The organism is Rhodococcus sp. NPDC060086, from assembly GCF_042730275.1.
Lineage (GTDB): Bacteria > Actinomycetota > Actinomycetes > Mycobacteriales > Mycobacteriaceae > Rhodococcus.
Map to the genome: position 1 here is coordinate 39,481 of NZ_JBHWWZ010000030.1, position 25,140 is coordinate 64,620.

At 65.1% G+C, this 25,140-nt stretch carries 24 protein-coding genes and 1 pseudogene; 18 read left to right on the forward strand and 7 right to left on the reverse strand.

Annotated features, from left to right (window positions below; translation table 11 throughout):
* Nucleotides 1-110: 110 nt before the first annotated feature.
* Nucleotides 111-881: a GntR family transcriptional regulator gene (locus ACFWB0_RS16925; protein WP_378491621.1), complete on the forward strand. Its 771-nt coding sequence runs from the start codon at nucleotides 111-113 to the stop codon at nucleotides 879-881.
* 89 nt (nucleotides 882-970) lie between these two features.
* Nucleotides 971-1,840 carry an oxygenase MpaB family protein gene (locus ACFWB0_RS16930; RefSeq protein ID WP_378491622.1) on the forward strand — a complete coding sequence of 290 codons (870 nt, stop codon included), beginning with the start codon at nucleotides 971-973 and terminating at the stop codon, nucleotides 1,838-1,840.
* Between the two features lie 9 nt (nucleotides 1,841-1,849).
* On the opposite strand, the gene ACFWB0_RS16935 is transcribed toward ACFWB0_RS16930, so the two are convergent.
* The 3 genes from ACFWB0_RS16935 to ACFWB0_RS16945 are packed head-to-tail and all read right to left on the reverse strand — an operon-like array spanning nucleotide 1,850 to nucleotide 4,712.
* Nucleotides 1,850-2,329 carry a DUF4334 domain-containing protein gene (locus tag ACFWB0_RS16935; RefSeq protein ID WP_378491623.1) on the reverse strand — a complete coding sequence of 160 codons (480 nt, stop codon included), beginning with the start codon at nucleotides 2,327-2,329 and terminating at the stop codon, nucleotides 1,850-1,852.
* Between the two features lie 11 nt (nucleotides 2,330-2,340).
* Entirely contained in the window at nucleotides 2,341-3,450 is a 1,110-nt protein-coding gene (locus tag ACFWB0_RS16940; protein ID WP_378491624.1) for an NAD(P)-dependent alcohol dehydrogenase, read from the reverse strand.
* Nucleotides 3,447-4,712: a TetR/AcrR family transcriptional regulator gene (locus ACFWB0_RS16945; RefSeq protein ID WP_378491649.1), complete on the reverse strand. Its 1,266-nt coding sequence runs from the start codon at nucleotides 4,710-4,712 to the stop codon at nucleotides 3,447-3,449. Before ACFWB0_RS16945 ends, ACFWB0_RS16940 begins: the two co-directional genes overlap by 4 nt.
* A gap of 243 nt (nucleotides 4,713-4,955) precedes the next feature.
* Between ACFWB0_RS16945 and ACFWB0_RS16950 the strand changes: the two genes are divergently transcribed.
* From ACFWB0_RS16950 to ACFWB0_RS17020, 15 genes and pseudogenes are all read left to right on the forward strand, one after another.
* Nucleotides 4,956-5,945: an NAD(P)H-dependent flavin oxidoreductase gene (locus ACFWB0_RS16950; RefSeq protein WP_378491625.1), complete on the forward strand. Its 990-nt coding sequence runs from the start codon at nucleotides 4,956-4,958 to the stop codon at nucleotides 5,943-5,945.
* Nucleotides 5,942-6,733 carry an enoyl-CoA hydratase gene (locus ACFWB0_RS16955; protein ID WP_378491626.1) on the forward strand — a complete coding sequence of 264 codons (792 nt, stop codon included), beginning with the start codon at nucleotides 5,942-5,944 and terminating at the stop codon, nucleotides 6,731-6,733. The genes ACFWB0_RS16950 and ACFWB0_RS16955 overlap by 4 nt, the downstream gene beginning before the upstream one ends.
* A gap of 279 nt (nucleotides 6,734-7,012) precedes the next feature.
* Nucleotides 7,013-8,593 (forward strand): fatty-acid--CoA ligase FadD5, encoded by a 1,581-nt coding sequence (gene fadD5, locus ACFWB0_RS16960; RefSeq protein WP_378491627.1) that lies wholly within the window; start codon nucleotides 7,013-7,015, stop codon nucleotides 8,591-8,593.
* 113 nt (nucleotides 8,594-8,706) lie between these two features.
* A complete protein-coding gene (locus ACFWB0_RS16965) occupies nucleotides 8,707-9,516 on the forward strand; it encodes an MlaE family ABC transporter permease (protein WP_378491628.1) in 810 nt (269 codons plus the stop codon).
* A complete protein-coding gene (locus tag ACFWB0_RS16970) occupies nucleotides 9,516-10,379 on the forward strand; it encodes an MlaE family ABC transporter permease (RefSeq protein ID WP_378491629.1) in 864 nt (287 codons plus the stop codon). The genes ACFWB0_RS16965 and ACFWB0_RS16970 overlap by 1 nt, the downstream gene beginning before the upstream one ends.
* A 29-nt stretch (nucleotides 10,380-10,408) precedes the next feature.
* Nucleotides 10,409-11,674 (forward strand): MCE family protein, encoded by a 1,266-nt coding sequence (locus ACFWB0_RS16975; protein ID WP_378491630.1) that lies wholly within the window; start codon nucleotides 10,409-10,411, stop codon nucleotides 11,672-11,674.
* On the forward strand, nucleotides 11,671-12,693 hold the full coding sequence (locus tag ACFWB0_RS16980; RefSeq protein WP_378491631.1) for an MCE family protein: 1,023 nt from the start codon (nucleotides 11,671-11,673) through the stop codon (nucleotides 12,691-12,693). The genes ACFWB0_RS16975 and ACFWB0_RS16980 overlap by 4 nt, the downstream gene beginning before the upstream one ends.
* Entirely contained in the window at nucleotides 12,690-13,727 is a 1,038-nt protein-coding gene (locus tag ACFWB0_RS16985; RefSeq protein WP_378491632.1) for an MCE family protein, read from the forward strand. Before ACFWB0_RS16980 ends, ACFWB0_RS16985 begins: the two co-directional genes overlap by 4 nt.
* Nucleotides 13,724-14,839, forward strand: a complete 1,116-nt coding sequence (locus ACFWB0_RS16990; protein ID WP_378491633.1) for an MCE family protein — start codon at nucleotides 13,724-13,726, stop codon at nucleotides 14,837-14,839. Before ACFWB0_RS16985 ends, ACFWB0_RS16990 begins: the two co-directional genes overlap by 4 nt.
* A complete protein-coding gene (locus ACFWB0_RS16995; protein ID WP_378491634.1) occupies nucleotides 14,836-15,897 on the forward strand; it encodes an MlaD family protein in 1,062 nt (353 codons plus the stop codon). Before ACFWB0_RS16990 ends, ACFWB0_RS16995 begins: the two co-directional genes overlap by 4 nt.
* On the forward strand, nucleotides 15,894-17,105 hold the full coding sequence (locus ACFWB0_RS17000; protein WP_378491635.1) for an MlaD family protein: 1,212 nt from the start codon (nucleotides 15,894-15,896) through the stop codon (nucleotides 17,103-17,105). Before ACFWB0_RS16995 ends, ACFWB0_RS17000 begins: the two co-directional genes overlap by 4 nt.
* Nucleotides 17,102-17,653 (forward strand): hypothetical protein, encoded by a 552-nt coding sequence (locus tag ACFWB0_RS17005; protein WP_378491636.1) that lies wholly within the window; start codon nucleotides 17,102-17,104, stop codon nucleotides 17,651-17,653. The genes ACFWB0_RS17000 and ACFWB0_RS17005 overlap by 4 nt, the downstream gene beginning before the upstream one ends.
* A 134-nt stretch (nucleotides 17,654-17,787) precedes the next feature.
* Entirely contained in the window at nucleotides 17,788-18,693 is a 906-nt protein-coding gene (locus tag ACFWB0_RS17010) for an LLM class F420-dependent oxidoreductase (protein ID WP_378491637.1), read from the forward strand.
* Between the two features lie 5 nt (nucleotides 18,694-18,698).
* Nucleotides 18,699-19,568 (forward strand): SDR family NAD(P)-dependent oxidoreductase, encoded by an 870-nt coding sequence (locus ACFWB0_RS17015; protein ID WP_378491638.1) that lies wholly within the window; start codon nucleotides 18,699-18,701, stop codon nucleotides 19,566-19,568.
* A gap of 208 nt (nucleotides 19,569-19,776) precedes the next feature.
* Nucleotides 19,777-20,615, forward strand: a pseudogene (locus tag ACFWB0_RS17020) (alpha/beta fold hydrolase).
* 5 nt (nucleotides 20,616-20,620) lie between these two features.
* On the opposite strand, the gene ACFWB0_RS17025 reads toward ACFWB0_RS17020, so the two are convergent.
* Genes ACFWB0_RS17025 through ACFWB0_RS17035 form a run of 3 tightly spaced genes read right to left on the reverse strand, consistent with a single transcriptional unit; the run spans nucleotide 20,621 to nucleotide 23,572 of the window.
* Complete coding sequence (locus ACFWB0_RS17025; RefSeq protein WP_378491639.1) at nucleotides 20,621-21,331, reverse strand: type 1 glutamine amidotransferase; 711 nt, start codon at nucleotides 21,329-21,331, stop codon at nucleotides 20,621-20,623.
* On the reverse strand, nucleotides 21,324-22,577 hold the full coding sequence (locus tag ACFWB0_RS17030) for a MurT ligase domain-containing protein (RefSeq protein WP_378491640.1): 1,254 nt from the start codon (nucleotides 22,575-22,577) through the stop codon (nucleotides 21,324-21,326). Before ACFWB0_RS17030 ends, ACFWB0_RS17025 begins: the two co-directional genes overlap by 8 nt.
* 23 nt (nucleotides 22,578-22,600) lie before the next feature.
* Nucleotides 22,601-23,572 (reverse strand): EamA family transporter, encoded by a 972-nt coding sequence (locus ACFWB0_RS17035; protein WP_378491641.1) that lies wholly within the window; start codon nucleotides 23,570-23,572, stop codon nucleotides 22,601-22,603.
* 71 nt (nucleotides 23,573-23,643) lie between these two features.
* On the opposite strand from ACFWB0_RS17035, the gene ACFWB0_RS17040 reads away from it, so the two are divergent.
* Complete coding sequence (locus tag ACFWB0_RS17040; RefSeq protein ID WP_378491642.1) at nucleotides 23,644-24,582, forward strand: LysR family transcriptional regulator; 939 nt, start codon at nucleotides 23,644-23,646, stop codon at nucleotides 24,580-24,582.
* Here ACFWB0_RS17040 and ACFWB0_RS17045 read toward each other — a convergent pair.
* Nucleotides 24,560-24,934: an SHOCT domain-containing protein gene (locus ACFWB0_RS17045; RefSeq protein ID WP_378491643.1), complete on the reverse strand. Its 375-nt coding sequence runs from the start codon at nucleotides 24,932-24,934 to the stop codon at nucleotides 24,560-24,562. The two genes, ACFWB0_RS17040 and ACFWB0_RS17045, sit on opposite strands and share 23 nt — an antisense overlap.
* Nucleotides 24,935-25,140 lie beyond the last annotated feature (206 nt).

Here is a 25,140-nt window from a genome sequence, read left to right on the forward strand (position 1 = left end):
TCACATCACATATATTTGATGTGATTAGCTGTAGTGGAGCTCACACTATGCGTCTCGTACCGAACGGACAAGCCCGATCCGCTCGCCTTGTGGACCGTCAGGAGAAACACATGGCCTCAACGACCCGCGTGACCGATGCCGTCGCTGCCGATCGTGATGCACCGCGTACCGATCCGTCGCGTATGCGTAGACGCCCCCAGCTCTCCGACGAGGTGGCTTCCCACCTGCGCAGTGCGATCATGTCGGGTTCTTTCCGGTCGGGCGAATTCATTCGATTGGACGAGACCGCAGCCGAACTCGGTGTCAGCGTCACGCCGGTGAGGGAGGCGTTGCTCACGCTTCGGGGTGAAGGCATGGTCGAGTCCGCACCGAATCGCGGCTACCGGGTGTCGCCGATGAGCAGCTCCGATATCGATGACATCTTCTGGCTCCAGGGGCAACTCGCGGTCGAAATCGCATTGAGGGCTGTCGACCGTGCCCATGCCGGCGACCTCGAGCGTCTGACGGAGCTCAACGAACGCCTGCGCGCCTGCGTGGCGACGTCGAATGGTTCGCCGGCCTCGAGCGGGGTGCCGGACATCGAGCGTATTGCCGACGCCGAGTGGTGTTTTCACCGTGAGGTGAACCGTATTGCGAGCAGCCCGAAGCTCGCATGGTTCCTCGATACCGCAGCCCGCACGCTGCCGTATCGCCTCTTCGCGCGGGACCGGCAGTGGGGAGTCGTCGCCGTGCGATCTCACGAGCAACTCATCGCCGCGATGCGCGTGGGTGATCACAACGGGGTGATCACGCAGACCCTCCTGCAGTTCGAGGACGCGGCCGCCAGGCTGCTTGCGCACCGGAAGCGGTTCGCCGACGCCGACGCCGACGGTGGCACGTAGAGCACAAGGACCTCTTGCCTATCTGAGTACGGGCGTGCACAATTTGGATGGCAGTGCAGCATCCGTACTTTCGCCGAGGAGGCGACCCTATGGCACCACCAGTGAAAGTCAACGAGCCCAGTGTTGTCGAGGGCGGCGTCCCTGATGCGGTCGTCGCCGATCCTGCTCCGATCGAGCCGGGCTCGATCGACCTGGCCGACTTCGTCGGCGAATCGATGCTGCTCCTGGGCGCCGGATCGACCGTATTGCTACAACTCGCGGAGCGGGGAGTCGGCCACGGCGTGGCAGACCACAGCACCACCCTCCAGCGTCCGCTCGACCGGCTGCGCACCACCATGACCTACGTCTACGCGGTCACCCTCGGCACGCCGGAGGAGCGCAAACAGATCGTCCGGCTGGTGAACAAGGTTCATGTTCCCGTTCGCTCCGAAACCTACAATGCTTTCGATCCTGAACTCCAGTTATGGGTTGCGGCAACGCTCTACCGCAACGGCGTCGAGATGTACCAGCGCATGTTCCACAAGCTCTCCGATGTCGACATCGAGTGGATCTACCGTCAGTCCGCGGTGTACGGCACTGCGCTGCAGGTCAAGGAAGACATGTGGCCGGCCACTCGCGCAGAGTTCGACGCGTACTGGGACGAGATGATCGCGACGGTGGAGGTGGACGAGAAGATTCGTGCCTTCACCCGCGGTCTGCTCAGCGGCGGCGACTCGCCGCTTCCCGTGCGAATGCTCATGCCGCTGCAGCGCTTCATGACCATCGGCCTTCTGCCGCAGCGCATACGCGCCGAGTTCTCCCTGCCGTGGAGCCCTCGCGACCAGCGCAGGTTCGATCTGTTCTGGAAGGTCGTTCCCCCGGTGTACCGGAAGGTGCCGCGGCGGATCCGGCAGCTGTCCTCCACGTTCTACCTGCGCGACATGCGGCGTCGCATGGCAGGGAACAAACATCTCATCTGACGGGAGTGGTCAGAGCGCGACGTCGCGCTCGAGGCCGAACCAATAGTGTTCGCCGCCGTCGAAGACGAGGCCGCCCTTGCCGTTCATCACACCGATCACGGTGTCGTCGTCGACCTTCTTGAAGTGGTCGAACACCGGCATTCCGTCGTAGACCATCGTCGCGGTCACTTCGCCGCGGAACACGACGTCCCACAGGCTCGCCTCGCCGCGACCGGTCTTCTTGTCGGAGAACAGCTCGCCGTCCTCGCCTCGGCATACGAGTGGCTGGACCTCGGACGCCGAGACGAACGACTTCCCGTACCATCGGGCGCTGCCCAGCATCTGATGGGTGCGATGGCCGGTGTCGAAACTGAATCCCTTCCAACGGTATCTGAGAAGGTCGTCGATTCGTGCGGGCGTGAGCCGCTCCCAGAGGGCGTCGAGCTCGCGAGGATCGATCGAATCGGCGCGTGCGCGCAGTGCGGCGAGTTCCTGGACGACGTCGTCCATGTCGGTTCCTGTCAGTCGAAGGTGAGTACGGCCTTGACGACCTCACCTGCCGTCACGGCGGCGAAGGCGTCGTCGAGCTTGTCGAACGGGAATGTGCTGGTGATCTTCTCTACAGGGAAGCGGCCGTCGCGCCAGAGTGCGGCGAGTTCGGGGAGGAAGACGTGTGGATCGGCGTCGCCTTCGATGACTCCGGTGAGGGTGCGGCCGTTCAACAGATGCGTCTGATCGATCGTGATGGGGTTCCGTCCGCCACGCAGGCCGAGGGTCGCGCACACTCCGGGGCTCGTGAGAGACGACATCGCCTGACGGATCACCGTTTCGGACCCGACCGACTCGACCGCGAAGTCGACCCCGCCGCCGGTGGCCCGACGCACATGGCGGCCGATATCGTCGACGTCGTCGGGAGACATCACCGTCGTCGCCCCCAATTCGAGCGCCGGGGCGTGACGGCGAGGGTTCGGGTCGATGCCGATGATGGTGCCGCAGCCGGCGATCTTCGCTGCCATGACAGCGGCCATCCCCACCGCTCCGAGGCCGAATACGGCTATCGCCGAGTCAGAGTCGGGCCGGAGAACCCGAAGTACGGTGCCGGCTCCGGTGGCGAGTCCGCAGCCGAGAGGGCCGGCGAGTTCGACGGGCACTCCCTGGGGAAGGCGGACGACGTTCCGGTCGGTGGCGACCACGAGCGAAGAGAACGACGACTGGCCGAACCAGTTGCCGTGGACCGGCCTGCCGGACCCGTCGTGAAACACCGAGGTGCCGTCGGGGCGCACCCCCGAATAGTTCAGTGGAGCGAATCGGCTGCAGTAGGCGGGACGACCACGACGACAGTTACGGCAGGTTCGGCACGAATCGAACCCGAGGACCACCGGGTCGCCGACGCGCAGGCCGACGATGCCCGATCCGACCTCCGCGACCACTCCGGACCCCTCATGGCCCAGTACTGCGGGAAGCGGAATCGGGACTCCGCCCGCCGCCGCGGTGAGGTCGGTGTGGCAGATCCCCACCCCGCGGATCCGCACGAGGATCTCGTCGGGTCGAAGCTCGGGCACGACAATGGATTCGATCCGCAGTGGAGTGTTGTGTTCGCGTAACACGGCGGCGCGTGCGGTGCGGGTCATGAGGCCCCCTCGCCGGTAGCCCGGCCATCGGTCACGAGTACCGCCAGCATCAGTTGCTGTACTCGCCGTTGGTCGGATTCGGTGCCACGGAAGTGCATCACCTGCCCCACGTCGAGGGACAGGATGAGCGCAGCGTGGACGAGGAAACGGCATTCGACCGCGGAGAGATCGGTGCGCAACTCGGCGACGATGCGAGCCCACTCCTCGATGTTCAGACGCTGGATGTTGCGAAGATCGCTGCGATGAGCCTTCGGAAGGTTGCCGATCTCGGCGAAGTAGACCGACATCAGTTCACTGTGCTCGAATGCCAACCGAACGAACACGTCCACCAGATGTTCCAGTGCCTGTGCGGGGGTGGTGGATTCGGCCAGTGCGGATTCCACGGACATCGCCACGCGGTCGCCGGCGCGATGGAAGGCTGCGGCGAGCAGGTCTGCCTTGCTCGGGAAGTGCCGATACACGCCGGAGGCGTTGATGCCTGCGGCGGCGCCGATCTCCTCGATGCTCACATCGTGATAGCCGCGTGCGTCGAACAGCAGGATCGCTTCGTGCAGCAGAACTTCGCGCTTGTTGGACGTCGCGAGACCGGTTTTGGCCTGTGGTTCTGCGGTGTCGGGATCCGAGGGGACGAGCGGTGTCTCGACGATCGCGTGGCATGCGTCGAGCAGGAGTTGCTGGAGCCGGCGGTTCGACAGGGGAGCGCGATGCGTGGTGATCGAGCCGATGGTGCTCAACAGCGCGGTACTGACGACGACGCAGTCGGACTCGGTGAGGTCGGGGCGGAGCTGCGCGGTGATGTGGGCGAGTCGCCGGTTGATCGCCACCATTTTGCCGCGCACCTGCAGGCCGTCGTCCTTCGACAGGTAACGGCGTTCCCAGCGATACAGGCCACCGGTGCGGCGGTTGGCGATGGTGGTGCGGATCGTGGCCGACAACAGGCGGTCGAGGGTGTCGCTCGGGTCGGTGTTGTCGCCGGCGTCGAACTCGTCGACGGCCGCGCCGAGTGAGTCGGCCAGTTCGTTGACCGCATGCAGGAACAGTGCGTACTTGTTCGGGAAATGGCGGTACAGGGCGGGCCCGGAGATTCCGACCGTCTTGGCGATCTCGTCGATGCTCACACCGTGGTAGCCGCGCTCGCTGAATGCCTCGGCCGCGACCGCCGCGATCTGCGCCTTGCGGTTCTTGGGACGTCGGCGCACCGCCGGGGTCGTGCTACTGGAGCTCGCTCGTGCGCGCGCCCCGACCTGCGCGTGTTCGGCCACCTGGAACTCCTCGTCGATTGTGTCGGACCCCGCGACCGGTCGCGGAGAGCTGTTCAAACATTAAAGGTAACAGCAGAAACTCCTGAATCGGAATGCGGCTCCGGCACCGATTTCGGGTCGAAACCGCAGAACACAGTGTATTGACAAACCCCGCGTCGGACACCAAAGTTAACCATGATTCTTCCGATTCTCCATGGAAGAGGGGGCGTAGTGCAGCGTCCCGCGCCGATTCGAGGAGGACACTTGAGGACCCGATTCACCGAGGCGTTCGGGGTCGAGCACCCCATCGTCCAGGGCGGCATGATGTGGGTCGGTCGTGCCGAGTTGGTTGCAGCGGTGGCCGACGCCGGCGCGCTGGGCTTCATCACCGCACTGACCCAGCCCACACCGGAAGACCTGGTCCGCGAGATCGCGCGGTGCCGGGAGATGACCGACAAGCCGTTCGGTGTCAACCTCACCATCCTGCCGTCGATCACACCGCCACCGTACGACGAGTATCGCGCCGCGATCATCGAGTCGGGCATCAAGATCGTCGAGACTGCGGGGTCCAATCCGGTCGACCACCTGCCGTTCTTCAAGGACGCGGGAATCAAGGTCATCCACAAGTGCACGAGCGTCAGGCACGCCCTGAAGGCGGAACGAGTGGGTGTCGATGCCGTGAGCATCGATGGCTTCGAGTGCGCCGGGCATCCCGGCGAGGACGACGTCCCCGGTCTGGTTCTCATTCCCGCTGCGACCCGCAAGCTCCGGATTCCCGTGATCGCGTCGGGTGGTATCGCCGACTCACGTGGTCTCGTGGCCGCGCTTGCTCTCGGCGCCGACGGCGTGAACATGGGCACCCGCTTCATGTGCACCGTCGAGTCACCTGTGGCACAGCGGGTCAAGGAACAGATCGTGGCGAACAGCGAGCTCGACACCGAGCTGATCTTCCGCACCCTCCGCAACACGGCACGTGTCGCGGCGAACGCGGTCAGCAAGGATGTCGTCGAGATCGAGTCCCGCGGTGCGGAGTTCGCCGACATCGCACACCTCGTCGCCGGTGCACGTGGGCGTACCGTGTTCGAGGAGGGCGATATCGATGCCGGCATCTGGACGTCCGGCCAGAGCCAGGGCCTGATCGACGACATTCCGACGGTGGCCGTGCTCGTCGACCGGATGGTCTCGGAGGCCGAGGCGATCATCACCGGACGTCTGAACGGCATGGTCGCTGCCGAGGAGAGGGTGCGAGTATGACCGAGATGACGGAAGGAACTGCCGTGGAGGGGCTGCGTTCAGAACTGGCCGATGGCATTCTCCGGCTCACGATCAACCGCCCGAGGCGGATGAACGCGCTCGATCTCGTGACGATGGACGCGTTGGGTGAGGCGGTGACCGCGGCCGGGGTGGATGAGCGCGTGCGCACCATCGTTCTCACGGGGGAAGGCGCCGCGTTCTGCACGGGCGCCGATCTTGCGGCTGCGGGGGCGAACCCGGCTGATCCGAATGTTGTGATGGATACCGCGAACTCGTTGATTCGTGCGATCGTCGACTCACCCGTGCCGGTCATCGCGGCAGTCAACGGGCCTGCCGCAGGCGTCGGTGTGTCGATTGCGGTGGCGGCCGATCTCACGTACGCGGCCGAGAATGCGTACTTCCTCCTGGCATTCGTCAACATCGGACTCATGCCCGACGGTGGATCGAGCATGTTGATCCCGGCTGCCATCGGCCGTGCCCGCGCAGCCGAGATGGCGTTGCTCGGCGAGCGTCTGTCCGCGGCCGACGCAGACCGCTTCGGTCTCGTGGCCCGAACGCTCCCCGACGGCGAACTCGCCGCGCACGTCGATGTAGCGGCGGCCCGTACCGCGAGTGGTCCGCGACGGGCCCTTGCGCTCACCAAGAAGGCACTCAACAACACGACCCTGTCGGCTCTAGATGATGCGCTGGCGTTCGAGAAGGCAGGTCAGGTCGAGCTACTCGCCTCAGCGGATTTCGCGGAAGGTGCGATGGCCATGCTGCAGAAGCGTCGCCCCGACTTCACGTAGAGCCTGCATGCACATGTAATGGACGGGAATGGGTGCGGGCACGGTTCCGGCACCCGCTCCCGTTCATTGCCTATGCACTGTTCAAAGTCTATTTATCTCGCTTCCTCCTCACGGGTTCGCTGCTTGCTTTTCGTTGGGAACACCGTTCGATCAAGGTGAGAATCTTCGTTAACAAATATCTGGCCACAATCAGAATTTGCCTGTAAGGTGCATCACACCGGAACCCGGCAATTGCCGCGCCCTTCGTCCCGAATCTGTCCCGTCTCGAGAGGACCGTCGATGGCTTCCCACTCTGTCTCGGATGCGCACCGCTACCGCAGCAACAACTGGAACAACCAGGTCGCGCGCCACGCCCTGATGACTCCTGACCGCACTGCATTCCGCTTTCTCGGCGAGTCGATCACCTGGTCGCAGCTGCACGAGCGCGTAGAGAAGCTTGCGGATGCGTTGTCGCGTCGCGGCATCGGATTCGGCGATCGCATCATCGTCCTGATGCTCAACCGCCCCGAGTACATCGAGATCGTCCTCGCGGCCAACGCGCTCGGCGCGATCGCGGTGCCGGTCAATTTCCGTCTCACCGCGTCCGAGGTTGCGTTCCTCGTAGCGGATTCGGGCGCGAAGGCGATTGTTGCGGAGGGTCCTCTCGTACCGCTCGCTGCCGCGGCCCGCGCTCAGTCCGAAGGCATCGACCTCGCGATCACCATCGGTGCAGAGGCAGAAGGCGACGCAGTCTCGTACGACGCACTCGTGGCCGAAGAAGGCGACCCGCACCCGCAGGTCGAGATCCCGAACGACACTCCGGCGCTGATCATGTACACCTCGGGCACCACGGGCCGTCCCAAGGGCGCGGTACTCACCCACTCGAACATGGAAGCCCAGGCGCTCACCTGTATCCGGGCCTTCCAGCAGTTCGACGAATCCGGCATCGGCTTCTGCGCCTCGCCGATGTTCCACATCGCTGCGATCGGCTCGATCGCCCCGAGCCTGATGCTCGGCAGCACCACCGTGATCCACCCCGTCGGAGCATTCGACCCGGGCGCGCTGCTCGACGTGCTCGAAGCCGAGCAGGTCACCAGCCTGTTCCTCGTGCCGGTGCAGTGGCAGGCCGTGTGTGCTGCGCAGCAGGCGAACCCGCGAAAGCTTGCACTGCGCAACATCTCGTGGGGGGCCGCACCGAGCTCCGACACCATCCTGCGCGCCATGGCCGACACCTTCCCGGATGCGTTCAACGTCGCAGTGTTCGGCCAGACGGAAATGTCGCCGATCACCTGCGTGCTCGACGGTGTGGACGCAATCCGCAAGCTCGGTTCCGTCGGGCGCGTCATCCCGACCATCCAGGCCCGAGTGGTCGACGACGAGATGAACGACGTCGCTCCCGGCGAGGTCGGCGAGATCGTCTACCGCGGCCCCACGATGATGCGCGACTACTGGAACAACCCGGCGGCCACGTCGGAGGCGTTCCACGGCGGATGGTTCCACTCCGGCGACCTCGTGCGCGTCGACGACGAGGGCTTCGTCTACGTCGTGGACCGCAAGAAGGACATGATCATCTCGGGCGGTGAGAACATCTACTGTGCCGAGGTCGAGAACGTCCTCTTCGGGCACCCCGCGATCCTCGAGGCTGCGGTCATCGGCCGCCCCGACTCGAAGTGGGGCGAGGTCCCCGTCGCGGTCGTTGCACCGAAGCCGGGCAACGATGATCTGACCCTCGAAGTGCTGCAGCCCTACTTCGACGAACACCTCGCGCGCTACAAGCACCCGAAGGAGATCGTGGTCGTGGATGCACTGCCGCGCAACGCCAGCGGCAAGGTCGTCAAGGGCGACCTGCGGGGCGGCCTGTCCGCCGTCGCGCAGGGCTGACCTCCGAGATCTCGTTCCGGCTGTACTGCGGGGCGGGCCGTCGGGGGCGACGAATACGGCGCCGGCTACCGAGACCCGGCATGTGAACGGTAGACACCGAGGGGGTGGGGAACGTGGCATTCGAGTTGCCGAAGGCGAAGGGGCCGGCGCATGATCTGGTTATCCAGATCGGCGCATTGGTCGGCTTCTCGCTCGAGACGCTCGTTGCCGCGTTCCGTGTTGTCGTCCGGCGGAAATTGTCTCTGGGGGAGACGATCACGCAGACCCTGTTCATCGCGAGGGTATGCAGCGGGCCTTCACTGCTGCTCATGCTGCCGATCGGCGTGCTCATCGCCGTGTCGGTGGGGTCCCTCGCCGGGCAGCTCGGTGCCGGCGCCTATTCCGGCGCGATCGTGTCGTTCGTCGTCGTCGGCCAGGCCGCTGCTCTGGTGGTCGCGCTGATGCTCGCCGGGGTCGGCGGTTCGGCGATCTGCGCCGACCTCGGTTCGCGCACCATCCGCGAAGAGATCGACGCGATGGAGGTCTTGGGCCTCAACGTGATCGAGCGCCTCGTCGTACCGCGCCTCATCGCGGCGGTGCTCGTGTCGATGATCCTCTGTGCGCTCGTCACGGTCGTCGGTATCGGCGCCTGCTATCTGTACGAGATCTATCTCAACGACGGGTCCGGTGGAGCATTCCTCCGCACGCTCTCGGAGTACGGACGGCTGTCGGACTTCGCCATGGCGATGGTCAAATCGGCGTGCTTCGGGGTCACGTCGGCGCTCATCGCGTCGTTCAAGGGGCTTCATGCCAAGGGCGGTCCGAGTGGTGTCGCCGATGCGGTCAACGAAGGCGTTGTCCTCGCCTTCATCATGGTATTCGTCGTGAATACCGTTCTGTCCCAGATGTACACGGTGATGGTTCCGGCGGTGGGTACGTACTGATGATCTCGTACTCCACTGCCACCCGGGTGCGCTCTGCAGCAGGACGGCCCGTCACCGCCGTCGTAGACGGCTTCGCCGAAGTCGGCCGCCATGTCGTCTTCGCTTTCCGTGCAATAGCCGGAATCCCCACCGCGCTGCACCGGTATTTCTCGCACGTCCTACGCCACATCGGGGAAGTCAGCTTCGGCTACGCGTCGCTGCTGGCCGGGGGCGGAACGATCGGCATCGTCCTCGCGATGTCGGCTGTCGCCGCCATGATGGTGGGGGTCGAAACCCAGCGAGGTCTCGAACTCATCGGCATGACGTCGCTCTCGGGGATGCTCTCCGCGATCGCCAACACCCGCGAACTCGCTCCGGTCGTCGCATCGATCGCATTGGCCGCCAAGGTCGGCACCGGCTTCACCGCGCAGCTCGGCGCGATGCGGATCTCCGACGAGATCGACGCACTCGATGCAATGGCCGTGAAATCGGTCCCGTTCCTTGCAAGTACCCGCCTCATTGCTGCCGCGGTGTGTGTCATCCCGATCTACATGGTGGGTCTGCTGGGTTCCTATGTCGCGACCCGGCTCGTCGTCGTGAACTTCCAAGGAAATTCTGCGGGTACCTACGACTACTACTTCCATCTCGCATTGTCGCCGTCCGACCTGTGGTATTCACTCACCAAAGCCGTGGTGTTCGCGATCATTGTCGCGATCGTCCACTGCTCGTACGGGTTCTATGCCTCCGGCGGACCCGAAGGTGTCGGCCGCGCCGCCGGGCGTGCATTGCGCACAAGCATCCTTGCGATCGGGATCACCGATGTGGTCCTGACATTCGCGTTGTGGGGTCTGGTTCCGACGATCCCCGGGGTCGGGCTGTCGTGACGACCACTGCCACAGCCACTGTCGAACGCGTGAGAACCGAGAGCGGGGCCGGGATGCGACGCAAGAACCGGGCCGAGGGGCCGAGCAAGGGACTCCTCGCCGTCATCGGTGCGGTTGCGTCCGTCGTCCTGCTCGTGGCCGGAGGGCTGCTCGTGGCTTCGGGTTCGGGCTCGCTCTCGCGTGATCCACAGGTCACGGCGACGGTGCCGGCCGAAGCGGGCCTCATCCAGGGTGCCGCGGGTGTGCAGTACCAAGGGGTACACATCGGTTCCGTCGTCGGTCTCGATGCGGGGGTCACCAGCTCTCGCCTGACGATGCAGCTGGGCAAGGACAAGATCGCTGAGATCCCCGCGTCGGTCATGGTGCGGATCGTGCCGCGCACGCTGTTCGGCGACGTGTTCATCGAACTCGTCCCGCCGGAGAATCCGGAGATCGGCCCGCGGCTTTCGGGAGGGGCCGAGGTGACCGTCGATACGTCGGACGAGGCAGTGCAGCTTGCGAACCTCTACTATCGCGCCGCCGACCTGCTCGAACAGCTGCGGCCCGAACAGTTGGCCACCGCGCTCGACGCCGTGAGCCAGGCTCTGGAGGGTCGCGGAGAGCCCCTGGGCGCGACGATCGACCGGATGGCGGCGCTCACCGAAGACTTGGGCCCGCTCGTCGACGCCGGTATCGCAGCGGCGCCGCAGATGGCTGCCGTGGCCGAATCGATGTCTGCCGCCACCGACGATGTCATCACGGTCATGCAGAACGCCTCGGAACTGTCGCGGATTGCCCTCGCGAACGAGGACGGGATCGCCCGTCTGCTCTCCGGCGGCGCCGTACTGGGAGCACAGGGAGCCGACGTGCTCTCCGCGAACACCGACAACATGATCGCGGTCGTGCGCAACGGAGCGCCGGTCGTCGGGGCCTTCGCAGGCAACACGGAGGGTCTCGACGAGACATTCGAGTACCTGGGAATTTTCGGTGAAGCGGGCGCGCGGGTGTTCTCGACGGGACGGTTCAACATCACCGCCATCGCCGATTTCGCCGACCCCATGCCCTATACCAGCGCGGATTGTCCGCGCTACCCCGGCATGGCGGGATCGAACTGCGGCGACCCGGTGCACACCTCGGCGACCGGTCGCGGGCAGGTAGTGTCGGCGGCCACGGAAAGTGAACCGCTCGGATTCCTCGAGCAGATCTCGGCGGGTGTCGACCCCACGGATCCTGCAGCGCTGCTGCGAGATCCGTCCACTGCCGCCTCGGTCCTTCTCGGGCCGCTCGTCCGAGGGACGGCGGTGAGTATTCCGTGAGATCGAAAGTCGGACCGGGGATCCAGCTCGCCGGGTTCTGCATGGTCGGGGTCCTCGCGGCGGTCGTCGTCGGAAACACCCTGGAACGTCCCATCGCTGGGTCCACCAGCGACTACGCCGCAGAGTTCGCCAATGTCGAAGGCCTCACACCGGGCAGCGACGTCACACTTGCGGGCGTGCGTATCGGCCAGGTATCGGATGTGAGATTCGAACCACAGGACGACGGAACATCCCGTGCTGCCGTCGGATTCGAGATCGAGTCCGGTCACGAGCTCACCACCGACGTACTCGCCGACATCAACTACGGCGACATGATCGGTGTCCGGTACGTTGCCCTGAGCCTGCCCGACGGCACGTCCGGGCAGATCCTCGAGCCAGGCTCGACGATCCCGATCGAACAGACCACTCCTCCCGTCGATCTCACCGCCCTGCTCAACGGGTTCAAGCCGCTCTTCGAAGCGATCGATCCGGCACAGATGAACTCGCTCGCGGCTTCGGTCGTCGACGCGTTCCAAGGGCAGGGTGCGACTCTCGAGTCCCTGCTCCTGCACGTGGCTTCCGTCAGCACAGACATCGTCGAGCAGGAGCAGGTGTTCAACGACGTCATCGTGAACCTCGAACAACTCGTGACGGTGATCGACCGACGCAGCGATGAAGTCTCGCAACTCATCTCCGGGATGAACGTGGTGGGGCAGGCACTCGCGGGCGACACCGACCAGCTCGCCACCCTCATCGATCGCGGTTCCTCGGCGGTGCGGTCCACCGCGGTGCTGATGTCCGGTGCGATGGCACCCCTCGACACCACCGTCACCGACCTGCGGGCAATGACCGATGCTTGGATTCCGCAGACCGACGAGTTCAACCGATCGATGGCGCTACTACCGGAACTCGGCCACAAGATCAACCGGATCGGCGACTACGGCGGCTGGCTCAACCTCTACATGTGCAACTTCACGATCGAATCGAACGACTTCGAAACGAACATCTTCGGATCCGAGTACTCGGAGGTGTGCCGATGAGTTTCGCACGCACACTGCGCGACACGTTCGCCGCGATCTTCTCTGGCAGGCACGACCGCAACGCGAATCCGATCGTGCTGGGAGTCGCCGGTATGACCCTGGTAGTGGTCCTCATGCTGGTCTCGTTGGCGGCGCCGACGGTGGCGTATCGGCTCCGCACCGATTCGTACACCGCAGAGTTGGCCAATGCGGCAGGCCTGAAGCCGAACGACCCCGTCTACGTGGCCGGAGTCCCCGCCGGGCGCGTCGAGTCGATGGAACTGTCGGGAGATCGCGTGATCGTCGACTTCCGAGTCGACCGGGCGCAGCCTCTCGGCGACCGCACCACAGCCGAGGTGAAGCTCAAGACTGTCCTCGGCAAGTTGTACCTCTCGGTGAGCCCTGCGGGAGCCGGTGAACTGGACGGCGGGCTGATTCCATTGTCGCGCACCGGTGTTCCGTACAGCCTCGACGAACTCGCCACCGATGCCGAGCACGTGGCCGACGGACTCGATGTCGAAGGGCTCGAAGCGATGATGCAGACCCTCGCCGACACGATGCCCGCAGATTCGGAGCAGATCTCCTCCGCGCTCGCCGGGGTGGAGGCGACCTCGCAGATGCTGGTTCGCAACGACGCACGGATCATGTCCCTGCTGAAGGCCTCGAAATCACTCACGTCGGTCGTCGCCGAGCAGAGCGAAGACGTGGCGGCGCTCGTGGAGAACTCGACCGCGGTGGTGAGCATCCTTTCCGTCAGAAAGGAAGCGCTCTTCGAGCTGGTCGAGGATCTTCGCGCACTCACGGAGTCGGCCGCGACGTTCCTGACCGACAACTCCGACGACTTGAACACGCTGCTCGTGAACATGCGTTCGGTGACCGACACGCTCGCGGCGAACGCCGACAACATCGACCGTATCCTTCTCGAATTCCCGTCGGCCCTGCGCGCAGCGACCAACGCCGCGGGTAACGGGACGTGGGTCGATGTGCATGCACCTGCCGGGCCCATTCCCGACAATTTCCTGTGCTCCATCGGAGTGATGGAGGGCTGCAAGTGAATACAGTGGTGAAGACATGGTCGATCCGAGGTGTTGCCATCGTCGCGGTGCTGGCGTTGTGTGCCGCGGGCGTGTGGTACGTCGTGGGCCCCGACCGGACCCGCACCGTCACCGCGCAGTTCGCCACAGTGAGCGGGATCTATCCCGGTAGTCATGTCGCGGTACTGGGCCTTCCCGTCGGTACCGTCGAAGAGGTCCGTCCCGCCGGGACGTACGTCGAGGTGACGATGTCCGTACCGTCCGACATCGTGCTACCCGCGGATGTCTCGGCGTTCGTGATGAACCCGTCCGTGATCAGCGACCGGTTCGTCGAACTCGCGCCCGCCTACCGCGACGGAGCGCAATTCACCGACGGCGACGTGATTCCCGTCGACCGCAGCCATTCTCCGATCAACTGGGACGAGATGCTCGAGAGCATCGATACTCTCGCGGCTGCGATGGGCCCCGAGGGCGGCGACCTCGGTCGCACACTGGAAGTGTCTGCCGATGCCACAGAGGGGCTCGGTGAGCAGATGAACCAGGCGATCGTCGCGCTCAGCCAGGCGACATCGGTGGTCGGGGCAAAGTCCGAGGACATCGGCGAACTCATCGACGATCTCGGGACCGCGGTGCACGCCGTGAATTCTCGTGAGGGATCGCTCGAAGCACTCGTCGACGGTGTCGCCGAACTCGGTGAAGAACTGCAGCGGCAGAACATCGATGTCTCTGCACCGATCACACAGCTGACAACGATCCTGGATCAACTCGACACCCTCCTCGCCGAGCGCGGTGGCGACGCCCGGGAGATCATGGCGAACGCCCGTACCCTCACCGATACCTTCGCCGCGAACGAGGTGGGATTTGCGGAACTCTTCGACGTGCTGCCGCTCGCCATGCAGAACATCGACCAGGCGATCGGAGAGAACGGGCGCGGCCGGATCCGGTTGAACATCTCGACGCAGATCAGCCAGTTCCCTCGCGCACAGGAGTTGTGTGCCCGCGAACCGCTGCCGCTGTGCACCGGTGCAGGTTTCACGAATCCGATCACCGTGCCGTTCGACCTGTCCGATCCCTACGAGGACCTCGTGCCCGAATCGTTGGATCGCGCGCTGGGCGAGGGAGGTCCGCGATGATGCGGAGTAGGGCCGTGATCGTCGGTCTCGTTGCGGCAGTCGGGATGCTGACGTCCGGCTGCGGCCTGAGCTTCCAGAGTCTGCCCATGGGCCGGACCGGCCCCGGCTCCACCTACACCGTGACCGCGATCTTCGGGAGCGCCGACCGCGTCGACCTCGGTGCCGAGGTCCGAGCCGGGCAGGCCATCGTGGGTCGCGTGTACTCGATGTCGACCGACGGCCGGCAGGCATTCGTCGAACTCAGCCTGACCGAGTCCGTGGATCTGCCGGTGAACGTCGGTGCGTCCGTGCGACTACCGTCGGCTCTGGGCAGTCCCTACATTCAGATGGACATGCCGGAAGAGGCGTCGAAGGAACTTCTCGCCGACGGAGACACCATCACCCGGACCGAGCTCGGCCCCGACATCGAGAGCACCTTCGCGATGCTCGGCAACGTCGTGAACGGCAGTGGGCTGGACCAGCTCCTCACCATCACCACCGAACTCGATGCTGCCTTCGGCGACCGAGGGGAGTCGATCCGCACGATGCTCACCGAGCTCGATTCCACGATGGCTCTGGCCGACGAGAACACCGAGTACTTCGACCGGACACTCGCGGCGGTCGATTCGGTGACCGCGCGGCTTGCACAGCAGCAGGAACTGATCGACAACGGGATTGCCGACAGCACTGCCCTGATCGGGCTCCTGGCCGCGCAACAACAGGATCTCCGGACATTGGTGTCGAGTACGGCGACAGCTGTGTCGTCGATGGACACGGTGATGGCCGACGAAGCCACGATCGGTGTGGCGGTGGGCGACCTCGCAGAGATCACTGCAGGAATCCGCGACTTCAACACGACGGTGGGGTCGATGCTCGTCAACGTCAACGACTTCATCACCGGTTTCAACTCGGCTGTACGCGGCGACTACCTGCTGTTCGACGGCGCCTTCGACATTCCTGCCGCGATCGACCTGCTCGTCACCGGCGGTATGCCGCCCGGCGCTGAGACCGGCACATCATCCCCGCCGACCGACATCGCGTCGACCCTGACCGATCTGCTGCAGGGGGCAACCCGATGACCCGCCCCGTTCTCATCCAGCTTGTCGCGTTCGTGCTGGTCGGCGTCTTCGCGACCGTGTTCGGTGTCCGGTACGTGCTCGGCCCGCAGAGTTTCGGCGGTGCCGTCGAACTGACGGCGCAGCTGGCCGACGCACGCAGCATCGGACCGGGTACCTCGGTCACCTACCGCGGTGTCGCAGTGGGGACGGTCGAGTCGGTCACGATCGACCCGGGCGGCGTCGGGTCCACAGCGGCACTCTCGCTCGACCCCGGAACGCAGATCCCGGTCGGTAGCGTCGGCAGGGTGTCCACCGCAACAGCCATCGGCATCCTCGCGCTCGACATCGAGCCCGAGACCGCGGACGGACCGTACCTCCGGAGCGGCGACACTCTCGAGGTTCCAGAGGAGATGCAGGGCATGCGCCTCGACGAGTTGCTCGTGCACATGACCGAGCTCATCGAGAGTGTCGACGCCGATTCGATCGTGTCGTTGGGCGACACCTGGGGTACCGCGCTCCGCGACACCGGACCCGAACTGCAGGCACTGCTCGAGAACGCCGACGCTCTGTCGACGATGGTCGCCGAACGCGCACCCACTATCGCGACGCTGCTCGACGAAGGCCTGGGCCTGATCGATTCTCTCGCGCGGAATTCGGAAGGATTTCCGGGCTCGATGCGTGCGTTCCGCGACGTGTCGGACCAGCTCGTGGGGAGCAGGGATTCACTGGTCTATCTGCTCGACCGATCACCGGATGCACTTGCGCGCACCGAAGAGCTGTTCGCCGGTACGAAGGACAACTTCGGCGTGCTCATGACGAACCTCGTCACGGTGGGGGAGGTGGCAGGTCCGCGCACGCCGGCAGTGACGGCGCTCCTCGATGCGATGCCCGCGACGCTCGCCGATCTCTCCGGAATCGTCAAGGGCGACCGGGCCGACTTCTCGCTGGTCGGGACGCAGGGTCCGGTCTGTGTCTACGACACTCAGCGGATGGTGATCGGTGACGAAAGCCCGCGTGAGCCCAACCGGTCTCTGTACTGCCCTCCCGGCGAAGACCTGTCCCAGCGCGGCGCCCGTGTCGCGCCGAGGCCGAACGATCTGGGCCTGCAGGGGCAGACCACTCCGGGGACCGGAGTGGGCCCCGACATGGCCGACGATCCGCTTCTGATCCCGACGGGTGTCGAGGCATTGAACTACTGGCAGAAACTCCTGGAAGGACTCGGGAATTGACGACTGACCAGAACCCGGCCGATACATCGGACCGGATCGATACTGCGGCAGATCCGGAACAGAAGCCTGCACGCCGAGTCGGAGTCGGACGAGTGGTGGCCAGTGCGGTGATCGTGCTGCTGGCTGTTGTCGCCGGCTTCTTCGGTTTCCAATGGTGGCAGGCAGGGCAGGCCGAGTCGTTGCGCACCGAGGCGGTCGCCGCTGCCCGCGAGTATGCGGCCATCTTGGGTACCTACGACTATCAGTCGTTCGACGATTCGCTCGAGGCCGTGACCGCGGCTTCCACCGAGGAGTTCTCGGCGAAGTATTCGGAGGTTGCGGGCGACCTGCGGGGGCTTGTCGAGAACGGGCAGGGTTCGTCGGTCGCGACGGTCTCCCACGCCGGACTCGAAACGCTCGACGGCGACATCGCAACCGTGCTCGTGTTCCTCGATCAGGATGTCAAGAATGTCGTCGTCCCCGAGGGCCGCACTGACGCCACGAGGTTCCTCATCACTCTGAAGCGCATCGACGACACGTGGATGCTCGACGGCGCCGACGCGAAGTAGCGGCACCGAACGATCGAAAAAGGGGCACCGGAAAGACCAGTTGCATCAAGCGAGAATCCGACTATCTTGAATCGAAAGGATGATTTTCTCGATTCAGAACCCCGGCCGGGTTCTCAGGTGCGACGAGGTAGGCAATGCGCTTCATCTTCCATTACCCCGAGATCAGCGGTTCTGACGGCGATGTCCTCGATCCGGGTCCGCTGCGCGACGTCGCCGTCGCGGCCGAGCGGGCCGGGTTCGATGCACTCTCGTTCAGTGAGCACCCGGCACCGGGCGCGAAGTGGCTCGACCGCGGAGGGCACCAAACCCTCGATTCGTTCGTGGCACTCGGTTACGTGGCCGCCGCGACCGAGCGACTGAGGCTGCTCACCTATCTCGCTGTGGTTCCCTACCGCAATCCGTTCCTGCTCGCGAAGGCCTCAGCCACCCTCGACAAGCTATCCGGCGGCAGATTCACCCTCGGCATCGGAACCGGATATCAGAAGCGTGAATTCCATGCTCTCGGCGTCGACTTCGACGAGCGCAACGCCCTGTTCGACGAGGCCCTCGACGTGCTCCCGCTGCACTGGAGCGGCGAGTCCTTCTCGTATCAGGGTCGTCACTTCAGCGCACAGGACATCATTGCCCGACCCCGCCCCGTCCAGGATCCGATCCCGATCTGGATCGGAGGCAACTCCGCACTGACGAGACGACGCGTCGCCCGGCGGGCGCAGGGTTGGATGCCGATGTCCGGCGGCGCGACGCTGAGTACCACGGCGCGCACCGCCGAGTTGGGCCCGGTCGAGCAGCTCGGCGGCGAGATCGCCGAGCTCCGAGCACAGGCGGTCACTGCCGGTCGTACCGACCACATCGACGTCGTCTATTCGTACAGCCAGGAAATCATGTTGTCGTCCGTCGAGGCAGACCGTCATCGCGACGTGCTCGACCAGCTCGAGAAGGCAGGCGTCGATTGGGTGCTGGTGTCGTGTCCCATCGAAGGGCTCTCGGTCACCACCGATTTCCTCGAGTCCTTCGGTGCCACCTATATCGGAAGAGGATGAGTGTGATGGGCTGGTTCGAAGAACGTGCGGGCCTCGACGGGACGGTTGCGGTGGTCACCGGCGGGGCCGGAGGCCTCGGTGCCGCTATCGTGGCGGACCTCGCCGCGAACGGGGTGCACCCCGCTGTCATCGACCTCGACGGCACCGCGGTGAAGGAACTGAGAGACACTCTCGACACGCAGGGCGTCGACCACATCGTCACGCAGGGCGACGTGCGCGATCCCGACTCGCTGGCTGCACTGTTCGAGGAGGTCGACGAGCGTTGGGGGCGCGTCGACACCCTCGTCAACATCGTCGGCGGCACGTTCCGAGCACCCTTCGTCGACACGAACCCGAAGGGGTGGGATGCGATCGTGCGGACCAACCTTTCGCACGTGCTCCACGCGTGTTCACTCGCGGTGCCGCGGATGCAGACCGGTGGTCGCGGCGGGAGCATCATCAATCTCACGACGATCGAAGCACACCGCGCCGCACCGGGTTTCGCGGTCTATTCGGCTGCGAAGGCGGCTGTCGAGCAGTTCGCCCGCACTCTCTCGATCGAGGTTGCGCCCGATGGCATCCGGGTCAACAACGTTGCTCCCGACTATGTACCGACACCCAACCTCGCCGCGCTCGCCTCGCTCGGCGGTGGTGACTCGTCCATGTCCACCCCGGAGGGGGTTCGCATCGCGATCCCCATGGGCCGGGCCGGACACGTCACTGATGTGTCGAACAGCGTGGTGTTCCTGGCATCGAAGTTGTCGTCGTTCATCACAGGCACGACACTGCACCCGGACGGAGGGACGTTCGCGTCGTCGGGATGGTTCAACTGGCCGGATTCCGGGTGGGCGAACCATGTTCCCTCGCGGATTCTGGCGAAGGCCACCGAAGAGTAGCCGCACCGGCGCCGGAGTTCGTGCATAAAGTACGTACATCCAGGAAGTGCCCTTGACGAACAGGGTGTGATGTAGATAACATCGAAAGTGCGAATCGAGCAGACGTCCGAGGACGACAGAGGCTCGTGAAGCAGAGATCCGGCCCGTAGATCGCGTAAAGCGAATCAACGGGCCGAACCCCTGTTCAGGGGAGGTCGGAAGGGATGCGGTGGGGGAACGTATCAGTACAGTTGTGCGCGGCGAGCTGACATTCGACGTGCGAGACGACGGCCCGATCGACGGTGAGCGGATCGTGCTTCTGCACGGATTTCCGCAGGATTCGCGATCCTGGAGCGAGGTGGCGCCGCGGCTCCACGACGCCGGATACCGCACCATCGTCCCCGATCAGCGTGGGTACTCACCGGGTGCACGTCCACACCGCCGCCGCGACTACCGGCTCCAACTCCTCGTCGACGACACGATCACGCTCATCGATGCGACGGGCGACGGGCCGGTGCACCTGGTCGGGCACGACTGGGGTGCCGCTGTTGCATGGGCGGTAGCCGCGCAGCATCCGCATGTGGTGCGCACACTGACCGCGGTGTCCGTGCCGCACCCCGACGCATTCCTGCGGTCGATGGTCACCAGCACACAACTGTTCCAATCCTGGTACATGCTGGCGTTCCAATTGCCTTGGCTCCCGGAGAAACTGCTGACCATTCCGGCGGTGAGCAAAGCGGTCCTGCGACGGACGGGACAGCTGCCCGCGGCCGCAGCGCGCGATATGGAGCGCATGGCCGATCCCATCGCGTTCGCGGCGGGGTGAACTGGTACCGCGCGATTCCGTTGACCGACCCGCGATCGAGTTTCGGTCGTGTCGCGGTGCCCACGCTCATGGTGTGGAGCGACTCCGACGTCGCGATCGGACGCGCAGCCGTCGACGCCACCCCGCGATACGTGTCGGCGCCGTACCGGCTCGAAACACTCACCGGGATCAGTCACTGGATCCCCGACGAGGCGCCGGACGAGCTCGCCGCCCTGATCCTCACCCACGTCGCGCAGGGATGAACCTCCTACGCGCGCAGTCGTTCTCGACGGAGTTGTTCGACCTCGGGAAGGTCGAGCGGAGGCAGTGATTCGACGCCGAGTGCGCGAGCGAGCAGGTGGTCGGCGAACTCGGGGTTGCGTGCGAGTACCGGACCGTGCAGATACGTTCCGTAGACCGAGCCCTGTACTGCACCTTCGTTTCCGTCGCCGACACCGTTGCCTACGCCGCGCGTCACCTTCCCCAGGGGGCGCGCATCGGATCCGAGTGTTGTGCCGCCCCGGTGGTTTTCGAAACCGGTGACCGGTTGGGTGAGACCGGAGACGCCCGGGGCGATGACGATCTCACCGATCGCCCGGGTTTTCTGCGGCGATGTCGTCGTGTCGAGGAGACCCACACCGTCGACCCGTTCGCCGGACGAGGTCTCGTACCAGTGCCCCAGCACCTGGATGGCCGCGCAGATCGCGAGGACGGGTGCGCCGCGCTCGGCTGCCTGCTGCAGACCGGGATAGCGTTGGAGGTGACGTGTCGCGAGGCGCTGCGCCGCGTCTTCGGCGCCGCCGAGTGTGTAGAGGTCGAGTGAGTCGGGGACCGGATCGTTCAGTCCGAGCTCGATGATCTCCGCGTCGTGGCCGCGCATCCGGAGGCGCTGGCGCAGCACCAGCGCGTTGCCGCCGTCGCCGTAGGTGCCCATGACGTCGGGCAGGACGAGCCCGATTCTCACGGTCGACTCAGACATGCGTAGCCCCCTTCGCGATCGCGGTGTTCAGATCCCGGAACGCCGTGTAGTTGGCGAGTACCTCTACGCGCCCGGGAGGGCACGAGGCGATGGCGTGCAGCGGATCCGCGACGAGCGTGTGCTCGACCCCCGCGTAGGTCAGACGCACGGCCAGATCGGTGCCGCGCTCACCCGCGGCGACGACCTGGATACCTTCGAAGTGCTCGAAGCGTACGTCCCACAGCCAGGACAGATCCTCGCCGTCCGGTACCTGGCCGTTGACCGCGATCACCAGTCCGTCGACGGTCGGATCGATCATCGACAGTGCTTCCTGCCAGCCGGCCGGGTTCTTCGCCAGCAGCATGTGCACCGAATGCGGTCCGACCTGCACGGTCTTGTAGCGTCCCGCGACCTCGTCGACCACGGACGCTGCGGCCGCGGCCTTCGCCGGGTCGGCGCCCAGTGCAACTGCTGCGGCCACGGCCTGGGCCGCGTTGCCACGGTTCGCGCGACCCGGCAAGGTCAGCTTCAGAGGCAGGACGAGCCCGTCGGGCCCGTAGATATTGTCATCGTCGACCCACCAGTGGGGTGTGGGACGGGCGAAATCCGAGCCGGTGCTGTACCAGTGGTCGCCGTCGCGCACGATGGGTTCGCCGGTGCGGGGGCAACTGACGGAGTCGCCGGCCCATCCGGCTCCGGCCGCAACCCACACGACGTTCGGGTTGTCGAACGCGGCGGAGGTCACGAGCACGTCGTCGCAGTTGGCGATGATCGTCGCGCCGGTGTGGCTCTGCAGTCCGGCGCGAAGTCTGCGCTCGATCATGTTGATCTCGCCGACGCGGTCGAGTTGATCTCGGGTGAGGTTGAGCAGCACGATCGCTTCGGGCGCGAGCGCGTCGGCGACGTGCGGAGTGTGCAGTTCGTCGACCTCGATCGCGGCGAGTCGAGCAGTGCGGTTCGCGGCGAGCGTCGAGACGATGCCCGCGTCCATGTTCGCGCCGTCGGGCTGGGTCACGACAGCGTCGAGGGTTTCGAGCGCCGCCGCGGTCATTCGTGTTGTGGTGGATTTACCGTTGGTGCCGGTGACGAGCACGGTGCGGCGTCCGCGGCCGAGTTGCGTCATCAGGCCGGGATCGATTTTGAGGGCGATGAGCCCGCCGATCATCGATCCGTTACCGCGTCCGGCCTTGCGTGATGCCCACCCAGCCGCTTCGGCTGCGCGTAGCGCGATGCGTCCGCGCGCCGAGATCCCCGTCGTTGTAGCCACGCGCCGAGTTTTCCACAGGTGTGTTACGTCGTCGTACCCTGCCCGACCCGAGCGAATGAATCATTCGTCTCGTTCATCGGATGCAACATGCCATTCGCTCGGCCGGGGATGGCGCCTGCAGTGCGGCGTCCGGCCGACTGTGCGACCAGCGCTCCGGCGATGACCACGATCCCGCCGACGATGGTCAGCGGTGTCGGTACCTCGCCGAGTGCCAGCCACGCGACCGTGAACCCGACGATCGGCACCATCAGCGACAGCGGGGCCACGGTGCTTGCCGGGTAACGGCCGAGAAGGGCGACGTAGATGCCGGTGCCGACGACGGTGCCTGCGACGGCGGTGTAGGCGAGGCCGACGAGTGCGATGCGTCCCTCGCCGGTCGAGAAGGAGGATCCGAGCGCGGCCCAGCCGGCGGTGGGGCCTTCGACGATCCACGACACCCCGAACAGTGGGATGGTGGCGATCACGCACATCCAGGACATCAGTTTCATCGGTTCGGTGGACTTCGCCTTGCGGGTCGCGATGTTGGCGATTGCCCACGAGAGGCCGGCGAGCAGGCCCAACAGAAGGGGTACGAGTCCGACGCTGTTGCCGCCCTGTGCTACTGCGACGAGGAGCATTCCCGCGACGGCGACGAGGAGCCCGATCACCTGGATGCGCCCGAGTCGTTCGCCGAGGAGCAGTGCACCGAGAGCGACGGTCATCGGGGCGGCGGACTGCAGGACCAACGACGCAAGACCGGTAGCGAGTCCCGCGTTCATCGCCCAGAACAGGAAGCCGAACTGCGCGAATCCGAATGCCAGGCCGTAGAGCAGCAGCCAGCGCAGTTGCACCGTGGGGCGCGGTACGAACAGCACGACGGGGATGGCGATGACGAGGAACCGCAGGCCCGCGAAGAAAATCGGCGGGAAGTGATCGATCCCGACCCTGATGGCGAGGAAGTTGCATCCCCACAGGAGGACGACGGTCAGAGCGAGGATGCGGGCGCGGGTGGTCACCCAGATATTGTTCGCTATAGAAACAATATCGACCATCTAAACTTTCTTAAGTAAATGTGTAGATTTACTTCATGGATGCGACACGGTTGCGGATTCTGCGCGAACTCGCTGACCGCGGCACGGTGGCCGCGACCGCGGTGGCGCTGTCGATGACCCCGTCGGCGGTGTCCCAGCAGCTCAAGATCCTGGCTCGTGAAGCAGGCGTCCCGCTTCTCGAACCGTCCGGTCGCAGACTGCGCTTCACCGATGCGGGTCAGGCCCTCGTCGTGCGTGCCGACGACGTGATCACCGCGCTCGACCGCGCTGATGTGGAGATGGCGGCCTTCCGGACCACACCGCGCGGTCGCGTGCGCATTGCGCTGTTCCCGTCGGGTGCGGCATTGCTACTGCCCGCCGTGCTGGACCTCGTGACGGACAGCGGCGTGGACATCGACGCGCAGGACGAGGACGTGCCTGCCTCCGCAGTGCCGCCCCTGCTGGCCGACTACGACGTGGTCCTCACCCACAGGGACGAACGCGCTCCGGCGCTGAGCGGGCCGCGTGTCGCGACAACCGGGTTGCTGCGTGAACCGATCGATCTCGTGCTCCCACCCGGCCACCGTCTCGCAGGCCGCGATGAAGTCCGGCTCGGCGATCTCGCGGACGAGAACTGGATCAGTGTGCGAGGAGGGTTCCCGGTGGACGACGTCTTGTTGTCCGTCACCGCCGCGACCGGAGTGGAACCCCGAGTGGTGCACCGTATCAACGATTTCCATGTCATCGAGGAACTGGTTGCCGCCGGCCGCGGCGTTGCGCTGATGCCGAGGTACTCGGTGCAGCATCCGCGCGTGGTACGGGTACGGATTGCCGGTGTGCGTGCGGCGAGGATCTACGAACTCGTGACGCGCCACGGGGCAATGGAGCGCCCCGCTGTCGCCGCGGTGCTGGAAGCATTCCGCACCGCGGCGTCGCGGGTCGATCGTGCAGATCAGGCCGGTGTTGTGCAGATCAGGCGAGCGCCTTTGTCTTGAGTGACTGGAACTCGTCCTCGGTGATCGTTCCCGCGTCGAGCAGTGCCTTTGCATCTGCGATGTGCTCGGCGGGAGACTTCCCTGCGACATCCCGGATGTAGTTGTCCTGTGCCGACTTGAATTCGGCAGCTTCGCGGGCCGACCGCTTCGCCATTCCGTCACCGTGCACGATCAGGTACACGAGCGCGGTGAGCCACGGCACGATGAACAGGAAGACGATCCAGATGGCTTTCACCCAGCCCGACTGCTCCCGATTCCGGAAGAGGTCGCTGATGATCATCCACAGCATGATCAGGTAGGCGATGAATGCGAAGCAGACGATGATGTACCAGATGATGTCCCAGAATTCCATGCGACTCTCCGTCTTTTAATGGACCATCCTGTGCACGAACCGTATTCGGATATCGACGAAATATCGCACTTTCCCTGTCTGTGAAAGTGCGACGGCTGTCGAGATGCTCTCAGCAGATTACCGCCCTGATTGTCCGTGTGCAGGGTATTGAGCAGTCGAGATTCTCTGGCGCAGACGGACGAACGCGGCGGGTCCCCGTCGGGACC

Excerpts from the sequence above, each read along its gene's own strand:
- ACFWB0_RS16925 (WP_378491621.1), top strand. The coding sequence starts at position 111 with ATGGCCTCAACGACCCGCGTGACCGATGCCGTCGCTGCCGATCGTGAT.
- ACFWB0_RS16930 (WP_378491622.1), top strand. The coding sequence starts at position 971 with ATGGCACCACCAGTGAAAGTCAACGAGCCCAGTGTTGTCGAGGGCGGC.
- ACFWB0_RS16935 (WP_378491623.1), bottom strand. The coding sequence starts at position 2,329 with ATGGACGACGTCGTCCAGGAACTCGCCGCACTGCGCGCACGCGCCGAT.
- ACFWB0_RS16940 (WP_378491624.1), bottom strand. The coding sequence starts at position 3,450 with ATGACCCGCACCGCACGCGCCGCCGTGTTACGCGAACACAACACTCCA.
- ACFWB0_RS16955 (WP_378491626.1), top strand. The coding sequence starts at position 5,942 with ATGACCGAGATGACGGAAGGAACTGCCGTGGAGGGGCTGCGTTCAGAA.
- fadD5 (WP_378491627.1), top strand. The coding sequence starts at position 7,013 with ATGGCTTCCCACTCTGTCTCGGATGCGCACCGCTACCGCAGCAACAAC.
- ACFWB0_RS16970 (WP_378491629.1), top strand. The coding sequence starts at position 9,516 with ATGATCTCGTACTCCACTGCCACCCGGGTGCGCTCTGCAGCAGGACGG.
- ACFWB0_RS16985 (WP_378491632.1), top strand. The coding sequence starts at position 12,690 with ATGAGTTTCGCACGCACACTGCGCGACACGTTCGCCGCGATCTTCTCT.
- ACFWB0_RS16995 (WP_378491634.1), top strand. The coding sequence starts at position 14,836 with ATGATGCGGAGTAGGGCCGTGATCGTCGGTCTCGTTGCGGCAGTCGGG.
- ACFWB0_RS17000 (WP_378491635.1), top strand. The coding sequence starts at position 15,894 with ATGACCCGCCCCGTTCTCATCCAGCTTGTCGCGTTCGTGCTGGTCGGC.
- ACFWB0_RS17010 (WP_378491637.1), top strand. The coding sequence starts at position 17,788 with ATGCGCTTCATCTTCCATTACCCCGAGATCAGCGGTTCTGACGGCGAT.
- ACFWB0_RS17015 (WP_378491638.1), top strand. The coding sequence starts at position 18,699 with ATGGGCTGGTTCGAAGAACGTGCGGGCCTCGACGGGACGGTTGCGGTG.
- ACFWB0_RS17025 (WP_378491639.1), bottom strand. The coding sequence starts at position 21,331 with ATGTCTGAGTCGACCGTGAGAATCGGGCTCGTCCTGCCCGACGTCATG.
- ACFWB0_RS17040 (WP_378491642.1), top strand. The coding sequence starts at position 23,644 with ATGGATGCGACACGGTTGCGGATTCTGCGCGAACTCGCTGACCGCGGC.
- ACFWB0_RS17045 (WP_378491643.1), bottom strand. The coding sequence starts at position 24,934 with ATGGAATTCTGGGACATCATCTGGTACATCATCGTCTGCTTCGCATTC.